A 13,110-nucleotide genomic window follows, 5' to 3' on the forward strand; every position below is an offset into this window, starting at 1 on the left:
CCACCTCCGGAGCTAATATTTTTCAGAAAATCATCACAGCAGCTTGACAAAAGAGTCCCAAAATCGCATAATAAATATGTCCCACATTTATGTACATCCGTTTTGAAAAGGGGAAGCTGCCGATGACCGGCGAGGACGAACTCAAATTGATCGGGAAAAACGCCCGCTTCGAATTATCCCTGCCGGAAACCGGCGCCCGGGAACTGGTTCCGCGCGGAATCGCCGGCGGAAGAATGCTCGCCGACTGGCGACGGCTGGTCGTCTCCGCAACCGGCCGCTACCTTTTCCGCCTCCGCGCGGAAACCGGTCCGGTCCGCCTCGAACTCTTTGCGCCGAACGGCCGTTCCCTGCTCCGGCTCCAGGCCGAGCCCGGCGCAGAGGAAGAGAGCTGCGCCATCGAACTGGCCCGCGGCTCCTACGCGCTCTCCGTCCAGTCCGACGCCTCCGACCCAACCGCCTATGCGCTCCTGGCCACAGCCGCCCCCTGACCGTTCATACGGCGCCTCCGCACGGATGCGGGAGCCCCTCTCCGGCGCCTGCGGTTCCGGCCGGCACGGCTCTCTTCCTATGCGTGCGGGGGAGCGGCGTCGCGCCGGGGCGCGCGCTCCTTCTTTTCGAGCAGGAAAACGCACCCGACCGCAAAGAGATTCGGCCAATAGCGGGTCAGCAGCGGAAACGAGTGGCCGATCGGAATTTCCTGAATGATTCTGATGCCGAGATGCCTGCAGAGCCGGCGGAAATCCTTGATCGTGCCGTGGTGAATATTCGGCGTATTGTACCACTGGTACGGAATCTGATTGGTCCGCGGCATAGTTCCCAGCGTCAGCAGCTGCATCCGGCAGGTGATGAAGCCGAAATTGATGAAACTGACTGCCGCGAGCTTGCCGACCCGGACGATTTTCCGCATCAGCTGGTCGGGGCGGCGCATCTGCTGGAGCGTCTGGCTCAGGATCACGAGGTCGAACGAATTGTCCTCGGCGAAATCCAGCTCGTCATCAAGGTCGCTCTGGACGACCGGAACGCCGTTGGCGATGCTTTCGGCGAGAAGATCCGGGTCGATCTCCATGCCGAGCACTTCGGCGCCGTGTTCGTTTTTCAGCATTTTCAGGAAGCTGCCGTCGCCGCAGCCGAGGTCGAGCACGCGGAAACCCGGTTCGACCAGCTCCGCGATGATCGCGAGATCCGGACGGTTCCGGAGTTCGGAATGGTAGTTTTTAGCCACGGCGCACCTCCAGTCGATTGCGCAGGAAGTCGCGGACCATGCGTCCGAGCGCATCGACCTCCAGCAGAAACGCATCATGCCCGTACCCCGACTGAATTTCGCAGAACGACACATTGAGCCGGTTTTTCAGCAGGGCGTTGACGATTTTCCGCGACTCCGCCGTCGGAAACAGCCAGTCGCTCGAAAACGAGACGACCAGAAAGGCGGCCTTCGCGGCGGAAAAGGTCTTCGCCAGATCGCCGCCGCTGCGGCGGGCCATGTCGAAGTAGTCCATCGCCCGGGTGATATAAAAATAGCTGTTCGCGTCGAAGAGCTCGACGAACCTTCTCCCCTGATGTTCCAGATAGCTCTCGACCGCGAAGTCGCGCTGAAAGTCAAAGCTGTAGCTGTCGGCATCCTGAAGCTCGCGCCCGAACTTGCGGCTCATGGATTCGTCGGAGAGATAGGTGATGTGGGCGAGCATGCGCGCAGTCGACAAGCCGCCCTCCGGCACCCGGTCGGCCGAATAATTCCCGCTGTTCCAGCGAGGATCGTTCTTGATCGCCTCGCGGCCGACCCAGTCGAATGCGATGCACTGGGGGGAAAGCTGCGAAGTCGTCGCAATCGGCACGACGCTGTCCACCATATCCGGAAAATTGATCGCCCATTCAAGCGCCTGCATACCGCCCATCGAACCGCCGATCACCGACAGCAACCGCCGCACTCCGAGAAACTCCACAAGGCGCTTCTGGGCGCGCACCATGTCGCGGATCGTGATCACCGGGAAGGTCAGGTTGTACGGATTGCCGGTGTCCGGATCGATCGACCGCGGACCGGTGGAACCGGCGCAGCTGCCGATGACGTTGCTGCAGATTACGAAATACCGGTCCGTGTCGATCGCCTTGCCGGGACCGACCATATCGTCCCACCAGCCCGGTTTCGGGTCGTTCTCGGTGTAGCGGCCGCAGACGTGGGCGTTGCCCGAAAGCGCATGGGTGATCAGAACCGCATTGTCCGCCTCCGGCGTCAGCGTTCCGACCGTCTCGTAGCGGATGTTGACCTGCTTGAGCTCGCGGCCGCAATCAAGCGGCAGCGGCTCAGCAAGCAGGAAATTCTGTGGCGTGGTGATGAGCAACTTGATGAGGCCCTCCTCTGATATCGGTACTCAAATTACGTAATATACACGGCGGAGGCCTGCAAATCAAGTTCAAACATCACGTTTTTGCGATTTCGCTCCGCGGCCGGCGGCCGGGCGGAATCACTTTTCTGCTCCAGGCAGAAGTTTATCGAGCAGCTTCGCACATGCCATGCCGGCCACCGATTTGCCGAGCTCCGGCAGCTTCTTCTGCGCCTCAAGCTCCGCCCCGAGTCCGGGCCAGGCGGGAGAGAGTGCAAGCGGTTTGCCGCCGCTGCGCGCCAGCGCCTCTTCGGCGGCCTTCCGCGCCTCCTCGAAACGGTTCTGCTTCAGGTAAGCGAGTATTTTCACCGCGTCGCTTTCGGCCGAAGCCGGATTCATGGCAACGATCTCCAGCGCCTGCGCACAGCTGCCGGTCTGAATGTGTCCGAAGGCCATCTGCAGCGGCAGCAGCCGGTTGCCGGTATCGATCTCGGAGAGCTGGCGGTAATACCAGAGCGCGCTGGTCCAGTCGCCGTTCGCGGCCGCCTCGGCCGCGGCGGTCGACATGAAGGCGGCCAGCTCGCGCTGCTCGGAGAGCTGTTTGCCGAGTTTCGGTTCGAGCCCGGCATCGGGCCCGGCCCCGAGCAGCCGCGCCTGCCGGTAGAACTCGGCGGCCTCTTTCTCCTTACCGTCCGCCAGCCGCAGCCGGGCCAGGCCGAGCAGCGGCTCCGGCGAAGCCGGGTCCAGCTTCGCCGCCAGTTCGAAACCGGCGGCGGCATCCGTCTGCCGTCCGCTGCCGGCAAACGCTTTCGCGCGGGCCATCTGGAGCCGGAAATCCTTCGGACGCTCCTTCAGCGGCGTTTCGAGCACACCGAGCGCATTGCCGAATTTACCGAGTCCGATCAGCGCTTCGGCGCGGGCCGCGGCAACCACCGGATCGTTCGGATTGCGGGCCGACGCCTTCGCCAGCAGCGGTTCGGCCCGGGCGAACTCCTCGCGCCGCAGATAGAGATTGCCGAGCCGCAGCGCCGCCTCGGCGTTGCCGGGCTCGGCGGCAAGCGCAGCCTCATAATTCCAGATCGCGAGCTCCCAACGTTCCGCGGCCTCCTCCCGGCGGCCGGCGGCAAGCAGTTCCGCCGGCGTCCGGTCGGCGGGCGCGGCGACGCCCGAAACAGCCGGAACCGGTTCGGCCGGAACCGCCGCGGCAACCGGGCGCGCTTCAAGCTCACCCTTCAGTCTGGAGACCTCCTCCGCCAGCGACTGATTCCGCTTCTGCTCCGCAAGGAACTTCGCGGCAACGGCCTCCAGCTCCTTCAACCGCGTCTGCGCGGCCGCCAGCGCCGTCTTCGACGCATTCAGCTCCTCCGCCGCCTTGCGGCCGGCGGCAAGCTCCTTCTGCATCGCCTGAAAATTGACCTGCAGCGTCTTGAACTCCGGCTCGAGTTTTCCGAGCCGCGCCAGACCCTCCCCGGCCTTTTTGAGCTTCTCTTCGGCAAGCAGGAGAGCGGACTTCTTCCCGGCGAGCTCCGTCGTCGCGGCCGCCAGCGCCTTCTCCTGAGAACTTTTCTGGTCGAGCAGCACTTTCAGCTCCCGGTTCTGGGTTGCGAGCTGCTCCTTGAGCGCTTTGATCTCCGCAGCCAGCTCGCGGTTCGCGGCGTCACCCGCTTCGATGCTCTTCGACACGGCCGAATCGCGGTTTTTCAGCTGCTCTTCGAGTTTGGCGCAGCGCTCGCTCCAGCTTTTCATATCGCCCTCGAGCTTCACGTTGCGCTCGCGCAGGTTCCTGAGTTCAACCGACGAAAGCTCTCCGGAGGCTTTTTCGAGCTCAAGCTGCTTCGTCAATGCGGCATTCTCCTTTTCGACCGCAAGACGGAGCACTTCGATCCTCTGAAGCGCTTCGCGCTGCTGAACCAGCTCAAGCTGTGCGGCGCGATGCTGGTTTTTCAGCGTAAGCGCCTCGACGGCGGCGGCTTCGAGCGCCTTCCCGACAGCAGCGGCCTCCTCCTTGAGTCTCTTGTTCTCGGCCAGCATCTCCGCACTCAGGCCGGAGCCGCCGCCTTTGACGGCATCGGCGAGGCGGCGGTTCAGAACCGTAACCTCGGCGGTGCGCGCGGTCAGACTCTCCTCGGCCGTTTTGAGCTTCAGGCCGGTTTCGGCGGCAGCGGCTTCGGCGGCGGCCAGCTGCTTGACCGAATCGTCCTTATAGCGGCGCAGCTCCTCGAGTTCGCGGGTGATGCGCAGGACGTCGGCCGCGCTTTTGCGGGACTCCGCCTCGGCGAAGCTTTTCTGCCGGTCGAGTTCAATCAGGTCCTTGTCGAGCTTCTGGCCGCGCGTCTCCGCCAGCTGCAGGCGCTTGGCCAGCTGCCCGGAATTCAGCTTCTCTTCGACGAGCTGCTTGCGGAGCTCCTCGAGCCGGGCGTCCGGCTCCTGCAGTTTTCTCTCCTGCGCCTTGTTCAGCTGTTCGAGCAGCGTACACTTCTCCTGCAATACCCGCTGCTCCCGCAGCAGCTTCAGGGCATCGACCTCGCTGGCCTTCAGCCGGTCGTTCTCTTTGCGCAGCAACTCGTTCTCCGCAGTCAGGTCGAACAGCTTCTTGCGGAAAAGCTCGAGCTCGTTCTTCCGGCTCTCCTGCTCGACGAAGTCGATGCCGCCGGGCGCGGCCGGAACCTCGGGCTCCGGTGCGGAGGGCGCGGCTTCGGCACCGAGCAGCTTCCGGACATTCGCGATTTCGCGCTCGCTGTCGGCGATCCGGGTCCGGATGACGTTCTGATCCCAATCCGGCCGCGTCCGCTGGATTTCACGATACAGTTCAAGCGATTTCTGAAAAAACTCAAGCGCCCGCGTATACTCGCCGCGGTCACGCGAAGCCTCGCCTTTCAGGTAAGTTTCATATCCCTGCCGCCAGGTGTCCCAGGCATTTTTGGCGGCGCCGGACAGAAACGGCACGGCGGCCGCCAGCAGAGCCAGCAAAATAACGCGTCTCATATCGTATACTCCAGAAATTTATGCCGGTGCACCGGGCCGATGGTGAAAACCAGCTCGAGCTCTCCGGCTTCGTCATAGCGCTCCTCGTAGATCCGGCCGCTGGCGTGAGCGAGCGCGGCCAGATCGTGCCGCCCGGGCGGAAGCTTGACCCGGAGCAGCTGGAAATTCTCGGCGGCGATGGCGGTCAGCCGCGCCTTCAGGGCATCGACTCCCTCGCCGGTATGGGTTGAAATGTAATACGCTCCCGGAAAGAGTCCGTTCAGCCGGGCCAGCAGCACAAGCTCCGCGTCGCGGTCCAGCAGATCGAGCTTGTTGAAGACAACGATGATCTTCTTCTCATCGGCGCCGAGCTCCTTCAGCACGGAGAGCGTCGTCTCCCACTGGGCGTCAAGCTGGCCGGACGAAATATCGAGGACCAGCAGCAGGAAATCGGCGAGCACCGCCTCTTCCAGCGTCGACTTGAACGCCTCGACAAGCGAATGCGGCAGCTTGCGCACGAATCCGACCGTGTCGGTCAGCAGCACCTCGAGATTCTCCCCGAGCGGAACCCGGCGCGTCGTCGGGTCGAGCGTGGCGAAGAGCTGGTCCTTGACCAGCAGCTCGGAACCGGAGAGCGCCTGCAGCAGCGAGGACTTCCCGACATTCGTATAGCCGACGATCGCGCCGTGCGGCACGAGGTTGCGCCGCCGGGACTTGCGCTGGGTTTCGCGCTGTTTGCGGACCGTTTTGAGCTCTTCTTCGAGCTGCCGGATGCGGCGGCGCAGGAGCCGGCGGTCGGTTTCGATCTGCGCCTCGCCCTCGCCGCGGGTCGTCGCGCCGCCGCCGTGCTGGCGGGAGAGGTGGGTCCAGGCACGGGTCAGCCGCGGCAGCGAATATCGGGTGCGGGCGAGCTCGACCTGAAGCACGGCCTCGCGGGTCGAAGCGCGTTCGGCGAAGATATCGAGGATGACCTCTTCGCGGTCGATGACGCAGCTATGGGTCAGCCTCTCCCAGTTGCGCTGCTGAGACGGAGTGAGCGGATTGTCGAAAATCAGGCAGTCGGCCTCGCACTCCTGCAGCAGCTGCGCGATTTCCCGCGCCTTGCCGGTACCGACGCAATACTGCGGCATGGGGGAGTGGAGATTGACGACGACCGGTTCGAGCGGAACGATATCGAGATTCCGGACCAGATCGGCCAGTTCATCGAGATGTTCTTCCACCTCGGCCGCAGTCTCATCCGGAGTGCGGATGCCGACGAGCAAAGCGCGTTCGACCTTCTTTCGGGAGTCTTCTGCCATATCGATCATATGAGGACAAATTCTTTCTGATGGAAACGATTACACATTTCTTAACAATACACCGTTCCGCGGGATTTTCCAGAAGGAAGGCGGAAAATATATGGAAAAACCCTCCCTCCCGATTGCGAAAAGCCGCAATCCGGGCTATAGTAAGCCTCCGGACGCGCGAATGGCGGAATGGCAGACGCCCCGGATTTAGGTTCCGGTGCCGCAAGGCGTGGGGGTTCAAATCCCCCTTCGCGCACCATAATTCAACCTCAGATATACGAACTGCCTGCAATAAAAACATTATTTTTTCACGGGCTGAATTGCGGCAGTTTTGCAGCCGAAAAAGTTTTTCGAAGGGATGGCGTTGCCGGCGGATGTTTTTCCGGAATTCTCAATGAACTCAGGCGGCTGAATGAGAACCTGAAAACAAGCAGACAGCCCGAACTACGCAAAATGCGGAAAAGCGCCGGTTCCATTTCCCGGCGATGGAGCCATCGACAGATTCCATCGCATGTCCTCGCGGAATTTTCCCGGCACGGCGGAAATTTCCGTCGGCCGCAAGCGGCGAAATATTTCCGGGCGGCCGGAGTGGAATTCAGCCGCGAGTCGTGGTATTTTATCGGAACAGACACAATATACAGGAAAAAGCCATGAATCATGCGGGAAGATGGGCCGCCGCCTTGTGCTGCGCGGCGGCGACTCTGTACGGCGCCGAGTGGCGGCAGTCGTTCGACGGCGAACCTTACACCTGCGCCATGCCGGCTGACAAGGCGTGGGCGTTGAGCGACCAGCTCGAAAGCACGTTCGCCGACGGTGTCCGCGGCCGGGCTCTGGACCTCAGTTCCGCAGCCGGAAAGCGCCGCCCGGTGCGCATCGAGCCGCCGTTCTCCTGCAACCGGGATTTCTCCGTCTCGCTCTGGGTCAAAAGCGCTCCCGGCGCGATTCAGGGCACGCCGATCGCCGCCAACGGGACGCTCCGGGAATCCGGCTGGCAGATTCTCGCCCGGGAGAACGGCAGCTGGGCAGTCAAGCTCCGCAGCGGCGAAACCTCTTTTGAATACGCGCCTCCCCTCCGGAAAATCAACGACGGCGCGTGGCATCAGCTCGCCTTCACCATCGACACCGGGCGCGGCCTCGCGCGCTTCTACTACGACGGCCGCTGCGTCGCCATCTACAACATCGACGGTCTCGGACCGCTCGATTCCGGCAAATGGACGGTGTTCGGCGGCAGCGACGATTCGTTCGACTCGGGCGACGCCGGCATGATCGAGGCGTTCAACGGCTGCATCGACGAGCTGTACCTCTCCGACACGGTGCGGAGCGATGCCGATCTCGCCGCCGAATTCGCCGCGCTGCAGCCCGGCCGGGTCCGGCCGGTCCCGGTGCTGGAGGGCGACCGGGTCCGCTGCATGGTCTGGAATATCTGGCACGGCGGCCGCCACACCGGCAGGCACGTCGGCCCGCAGCGCATCGTCGAAATCATGAAGTCGATCGATCCGGACGTGATCGGAGTCATCGAAACCTACGGTTCCGGCGCGATCCTCGCCGACGGAATGGACTATCAGCTTTATCTGATCAGCAGCAACCTCTCGATCCTGAGCCGCTATCCGATCGCGGAGGCGATCAAAATCTTCAAGCCGTTCAACTCCGGCGCGGCGGCGATCGACTTCGGCAGCGGCCGTTCGATGGTGCTGAACGTATCGTGGCTGAACTACCTGCCCGACTTCGCCGCTCAGATCGCCGAAGGGAAAGCGACTCCGGAATCGCTCCGCGCCGGAGAAGCGGCCACCCGCGAGCCGGAGATCCGGCAGATTCTGGAAGAACTCAAGCCGTTCCGCGACAACGCCGCGCGTGTGCCGCTGGTGGTGGCGGGTGACTTCAACGTCGCCTCGCACCTCGACTGGACCGAGGAGAACCGGGACCTTCACCGCGGTTTCGCCGTCGACTGGCCGGTAAGCCGGCGCATGGAGGAGGCCGGTTTCACGGACACCTTCCGCGCGCTGAATCCGGATGTCCGCCGGAACGAGGCGCTCTCCTGGTGCGTCTGGGCCACGGTTCCGGGAGGCCGTTACCAGACCTATACGCTCCAGGCCCGGATCGACTACATCTACCTGCTCGGAGCCCGGGCGGTCGAAAGCCGTTACCTCGGCACGCACAAGGCGCTTTTCCCATCGGATCACGGGACGTTCTACACCGACTTCCTGCTGCCGGACGCGTCCAGACCCTGATCTCTCCGCAGCACACGGATTCAACCGCAACTTAACACACGTGAATGGAAAATAAAAAATGAAACCCGAAACCCTGGCCGCCGCCGAACACTTCATCGAGAACGAAACCGAATTCCACCTCGGTTTCCTGCCGACCGAACAGTCCAACCCGAAAACGCGCAGCATGGAAGCCGATTTCGCGCGTTCAACCGCCGACGGCGTCCGCACACTCCAGAAACCGGACCGCGACGTGCTCGCTATGGCCGAACGCGTTCTCGGGTCCCCCGCCTTCGCCCGGATGGCCGACGACGGCATCCGCACGGTCCGCAACGGTGGGCGCATCGTCTTCTCCGGCTGCGGCGCAACCGGGCGGCTCAGCATCCTGCTCGAATCGATGTGGCGCGAATACTTTGCTCCGGCGGGCGATCCCCTCGCCGATGCGGCCGCCGGCATCATGACCGGCGGCGACTATGCACTGGTCAAGTCGGTCGAGGCGTTCGAAGATTATCAGAACTTCGGCAGGCGGCAGGCGGCCGACCTCGGCATCGGCCCGAAGGACATGCTCGTGGCCATCACCGAAGGCGGTGAAACCAGCTCGGTCATCGGCACGGTCAAGGAGTCGGCCGAACGCGGCGCGGCGGTCTATCTGCTCTTCAACAATCCGGCCGCGCTGCTGCGCGAACGGCTCGTCCGCTGCCGCGAGGTCATCGACGACCCGCGCGTGACGGTGCTGGATCTCTCCTGCGGACCGATGGCGCTGGCCGGTTCAACCCGTATGCAGGCGACAACCAGCGAGCAGCTCGTCGGCGGCGCGCTGCTCGAAACCGTCCTCGCCGGCCTGGAAGGGCGCCCGGCTCCGGAGTTTGCGGCGGAATTCGGCCGCGTGCTCGACCACCTCGAATCGGAGGAGTCGGTCCGGCAGCTCGCCGAAGCCATCGACTTCGAAGCGGAGCTTTACCGCGGCGGCGGCAAAGTGACCTACCTTGCCGACGACTATCTGCTCGACATCTTCACCGACACGACCGAACGCTCCCCGACCTTCATGCTGCCGCCGTTCCGCCGGAACGACGACACCGCCTCCCCGATGCCGTGGGCCTTCGTCAAGAATCCGCTTCACACCACGCGCGGCACCTGGCGGAACATGCTGCACCGCGCGCCGCGCTGCCTGAACTGGACCCGGCAGGACTACATCGCCATGGAGTCGCCTCAGAAGATCGTCGACAATCCGCCGCAGATCGATGCGGAGGCGCTCTACCGCTTCGAAGTCGGCAACGAGCCCGCACCGGAGCGGTTCGCCGGCGCCGCCTCCGGCGCCATACTCGTCGAGGTGGCCGGGAGCGCGGGCAACGCCGCGCTTGAAGCGGCCGCGAAGCAGTGGAAAGTGATTCGGAAGCTCGAAATTTCCTCCGGAGCATCCGATTCCCCGCTCCACCTCATGAACCATATGGCGCTCAAGCTCGCGCTGAACACCATCTCGACCGGCACGATGGCACGGCTCGGACGGGTGGCCGGGAACTGGATGAGCTGGGTCAGCATCTCGAACAAGAAGCTGATCGACCGCGCGATCCGGCTCGTCTCCGAACTCGGCGGAGTTCCGTACCGCGAAGCGTGCCTCGCCCTCTTCGAAACCGCCGCCGAAATGGAGTCGGAGGATTGGAGCGGCCGCGAGAAGCCGTCGCCGGTTCAGCTTACCCTGGCCCGGCTCCGCCGCGGCTGAAGCACGGCGGTCAGCGGGTCACGTCGAACCGGTAGCGGACCGTCTGTTCCGGCTGCGGATTCTTCTCCCACTCCCGGATGCAGTTGCCGACCACGTAGATCGACCCCGGACGCGCCGCTTTGACCATGACCTCGCGCACACCCGGCGCTCCGGCCAGCCGGGTATTCGACGCGAGATAACGCTCTCCGACCAGCTCGACCGCCTGCCCGCTCTTCGGCTGCGGGCCGCGCTTGCCGTTGTCGAGCTTGAAGTACCAGCTGTAACCGGTAGTCGGATTCTCCTTCAGCGTGATCTTCGCATACTGGCCGACCCGGAGCGGAACTGCGTCGCCGGATTCCTGAATCGTCAGCGTAACCGACGGCGCCGGGAAATCAAGCGCCTTCTCTTCGGACGGCTGCGAAGCGCAGCCCGCGAACAAAGCGGCGCAGACGGCAGCGGCCGGAATCAGAAAATATTTCATATCGAACAGCCTCCTTCCTGTAAATTCACTCTTTCATACAATAGCACGGCTCAGCTGTTTCCGCAATCGAAACAGTTCCAGAATGCTCCGTCCAGCGTCGCTTCGAGCCGCCGCACCGGCAGTTCGCGGCAGAGGCGGCGGCCGAATTCAAAGCCCCGCAGCTTGAGCGCCCGGGCCTCTTCGGCCGGGACTCCCTGTTCCAGGATGTAATGCAGAAACACAAAGCTCTGCGAGATGCCGAGCACCTGCTGAACCGGCGACAGTGCGGCGACCGCGTCGCGCTGCGACTGCGCCAGCAGGAAAACCCGGTCCACCGGCACCGCCCGGCCGCCTTCGCAGCAAATCTCCGGCAACCGGCGGAACCAGCGCGACCAGGTCGGCAGAGGATGGGCGAAATAACCGGAACCGTGCCGGATCAGCAGCAGCGCGTCGTCGCAATGTTTCTCCCACTCCGCATCGGGCAGCCGCCGGATGCTCGTGCTCTTTCCGGCTCCGCTCGCGCCGCAGATCAGGATGCCGCGATTGCCTTTCGAGGCGACGGCGCCGTGCACCAGCGCCGCATCGTCCCCCGCCAGCAGCCACGCCAGCGGCAGGAACGAGATGCTGCGCCGGAAAAACAGAAGCTCGCGCGGCGTCTCCGGGTCGCGTTCGAGGTAAAAATGCAGTTCGGCATTCCCCGGCCGGACCACCCGGAAAAGACCGTGGAAGAGCTGCGGCCACAGCGCCGGCGACGGCACATCGCCGGGCGGCGCGCCGTCATGCAGAAACGCGCCCGCCTCCGCCGGAACCCCGCCCGCGAAGCTTTCCCAGCCGCAACACGCCGCGATCTTCGCCAGCAGCCGCGCGCTTCGCGCTCCGCAGGAGCTCCAGCCGATGGAGCGGCCGTTGCAAAAGGACAAACGGTAATCCAAACGATCTCCCTTCCCCCTCTTCTCAAACCCGCTTCTTCCGCGCGATTTTCGGCGGGACGATCCGCGCCGTCGCGACGATCAGCGGAACCAGGAGCAGAAACAGCAGTCCCGACCCGAAAAATACGTAACGGACGGTGCCGAACCATCCGGCGACGATGCCGCCGAGGTAGGCGCCCGATATCCAGCCGACCGCCTTCGCGCAGGCCGCCCAGCCGAAGTAGCTGCCGTGCTCGCGCTCCGGCGTCGCGCCGGCCAGCCACGCCTGAAAGAGCGGTTCAACGCCGCCGATCGCCAGAATCATCAGCGAACGCTCGACGAGCAGCCCGGCGACATGGTGGCTCATGCTCTGCACGATCCGCAGAACTGCCGCGATCACGATCGCCGCGACCAGCACCCGGATGAACGGCAGCCTTCCGGCCAGAAAACCGAGCAGCAGCCCCGAAACAATACCGGCCAGAGAACAGAATCCGCTGATCCAGCCGCTCCACGAAAGCGCGTCGGGGCTGTGGTCCATGATCTCCATCACGAGCTGCGGCAGAAACGGATTGTCGAACTCCCGCGCCAGCCCGAGGCAGATGAAGAGCACCATCAGATACCAGATCACGCCGAAGCGCGGAATCCGCCAGCGGATGCTGCGGACACGTTCCCGAAGCGTCTCGGTCCGCGTGAAATTCTCGCGCCCCCAGATCAGTACGAGCATGCCGGAGACGAAAAGCAGCACGCCGCTGCCAGCAAAGGTCCAGTTGAACCCGAAACGCTGCACCAGGCCGCCGCCGAGAAACTGCCCGGCCATCATTCCGCCGAACAACGCCGAAGCAATCGCGCCGAGAGCGAAGGAGCGGTGCTCCTTCGGCGTCGTGCTGATGATCAGCGTCTGAGCGGCGGAAACCGTACCGGTCAGCGCGCCGAGGAAGAGCCGGTGCACGATGATCAGGTCCGGAGATGTGATGACCGCCAGCAGCGGCATCAGGAGCGCGCCGCCGAAGTTCGCGCGGATCAGCATCATGCGTCTCCCGTAGACGTCGGCGACCATTCCCCAGATCGGGGCGAAAATGCAGAAAGTCAGATTGCCGGCCACGCTGAAGAGCGCGACATAATGGCTGAGCTCCTCGTCTCCGGTAACCCCGAGCTGGCGGAAAAAAAACGGCATGAACGTATAAGCCGAACTGAACGACGCCATCGAAATGAACTGCGAAAGCCACACCACCGCGAGGTTGCGCTGCCAGCTGCCGGAAATCTGATTCATC

10 protein-coding genes and 1 tRNA gene are annotated in these 13,110 nt (G+C 63.7%); 4 read left to right on the top strand and 7 right to left on the bottom strand.

The annotated features are described in order from the left end of the window. The first annotated feature begins 122 nt into the window (after positions 1 to 122). Positions 123 to 488, top strand: a complete 366-nt coding sequence (locus FYJ85_RS03330; protein WP_154416981.1) for a hypothetical protein — start codon at positions 123 to 125, stop codon at positions 486 to 488. 77 nt (positions 489 to 565) lie between these two features. Here FYJ85_RS03330 and metW read toward each other — a convergent pair whose 3' ends face one another. From metW to hflX, 4 genes are all read right to left on the bottom strand, one after another. Beyond that, on the bottom strand, positions 566 to 1,222 hold the full coding sequence (gene metW, locus FYJ85_RS03335; RefSeq protein ID WP_158704223.1) for a methionine biosynthesis protein MetW: 657 nt from the start codon (positions 1,220 to 1,222) through the stop codon (positions 566 to 568). Continuing rightward, entirely contained in the window at positions 1,215 to 2,336 is a 1,122-nt protein-coding gene (gene metX / locus FYJ85_RS03340) for a homoserine O-acetyltransferase MetX (RefSeq protein WP_154416982.1), read from the bottom strand. Before metX ends, metW begins: the two co-directional genes overlap by 8 nt. A 123-nt stretch (positions 2,337 to 2,459) precedes the next feature. After that, on the bottom strand, positions 2,460 to 5,303 hold the full coding sequence (locus FYJ85_RS03345; RefSeq protein ID WP_154416983.1) for a tetratricopeptide repeat protein: 2,844 nt from the start codon (positions 5,301 to 5,303) through the stop codon (positions 2,460 to 2,462). Continuing rightward, entirely contained in the window at positions 5,300 to 6,589 is a 1,290-nt protein-coding gene (hflX, locus tag FYJ85_RS03350) for a GTPase HflX (protein WP_106054808.1), read from the bottom strand. Before hflX ends, FYJ85_RS03345 begins: the two co-directional genes overlap by 4 nt. Before the next feature lie 154 nt (positions 6,590 to 6,743). On the opposite strand from hflX, the gene FYJ85_RS03355 reads away from it, so the two are divergent. From FYJ85_RS03355 to FYJ85_RS03365, 3 genes are all read left to right on the top strand, one after another. Beyond that, positions 6,744 to 6,827, top strand: a tRNA-Leu gene (locus FYJ85_RS03355). A gap of 391 nt (positions 6,828 to 7,218) precedes the next feature. Next, positions 7,219 to 8,796, top strand: coding sequence for a LamG-like jellyroll fold domain-containing protein (locus FYJ85_RS03360; protein ID WP_206212948.1), 1,578 nt, complete (start codon positions 7,219 to 7,221; stop codon positions 8,794 to 8,796). Positions 8,797 to 8,854: 58 nt separating this feature from the next. Beyond that, positions 8,855 to 10,492 carry an N-acetylmuramic acid 6-phosphate etherase family protein gene (locus FYJ85_RS03365; RefSeq protein ID WP_154416985.1) on the top strand — a complete coding sequence of 546 codons (1,638 nt, stop codon included), beginning with the start codon at positions 8,855 to 8,857 and terminating at the stop codon, positions 10,490 to 10,492. A 10-nt stretch (positions 10,493 to 10,502) separates the two neighbouring features. Here the strand turns inward: FYJ85_RS03365 and FYJ85_RS03370 are convergent, their stop codons facing one another. The 3 genes from FYJ85_RS03370 to FYJ85_RS03380 are packed head-to-tail and all read right to left on the bottom strand — an operon-like array spanning position 10,503 to position 13,109. After that, on the bottom strand, positions 10,503 to 10,952 hold the full coding sequence (locus FYJ85_RS03370) for a protease inhibitor I42 family protein (protein ID WP_106054805.1): 450 nt from the start codon (positions 10,950 to 10,952) through the stop codon (positions 10,503 to 10,505). Positions 10,953 to 11,002: 50 nt separating this feature from the next. Continuing rightward, complete coding sequence (locus tag FYJ85_RS03375) at positions 11,003 to 11,863, bottom strand: hypothetical protein (protein ID WP_154416986.1); 861 nt, start codon at positions 11,861 to 11,863, stop codon at positions 11,003 to 11,005. A gap of 22 nt (positions 11,864 to 11,885) precedes the next feature. After that, positions 11,886 to 13,109: an MFS transporter gene (locus FYJ85_RS03380; RefSeq protein WP_154416987.1), complete on the bottom strand. Its 1,224-nt coding sequence runs from the start codon at positions 13,107 to 13,109 to the stop codon at positions 11,886 to 11,888. Between the last annotated feature and the right edge of the window lies 1 nt (position 13,110).

The organism is Victivallis lenta (assembly GCF_009695545.1).
Lineage (GTDB): Bacteria > Verrucomicrobiota > Lentisphaeria > Victivallales > Victivallaceae > Victivallis > Victivallis lenta.

Bases quoted from the DNA above. Each gene is read 5' to 3' on its own strand.
- FYJ85_RS03365 (WP_154416985.1), top strand. From the start codon at position 8,855: ATGAAACCCGAAACCCTGGCCGCCGCCGAACACTTCATCGAGAACGAA.
- FYJ85_RS03360 (WP_206212948.1), top strand. From the start codon at position 7,219: ATGAATCATGCGGGAAGATGGGCCGCCGCCTTGTGCTGCGCGGCGGCG.
- FYJ85_RS03380 (WP_154416987.1), bottom strand. From the start codon at position 13,109: ATGAATCAGATTTCCGGCAGCTGGCAGCGCAACCTCGCGGTGGTGTGG.
- FYJ85_RS03345 (WP_154416983.1), bottom strand. From the start codon at position 5,303: ATGAGACGCGTTATTTTGCTGGCTCTGCTGGCGGCCGCCGTGCCGTTT.
- FYJ85_RS03330 (WP_154416981.1), top strand. From the start codon at position 123: ATGACCGGCGAGGACGAACTCAAATTGATCGGGAAAAACGCCCGCTTC.
- FYJ85_RS03370 (WP_106054805.1), bottom strand. From the start codon at position 10,952: ATGAAATATTTTCTGATTCCGGCCGCTGCCGTCTGCGCCGCTTTGTTC.
- hflX (WP_106054808.1), bottom strand. From the start codon at position 6,589: ATGATCGATATGGCAGAAGACTCCCGAAAGAAGGTCGAACGCGCTTTG.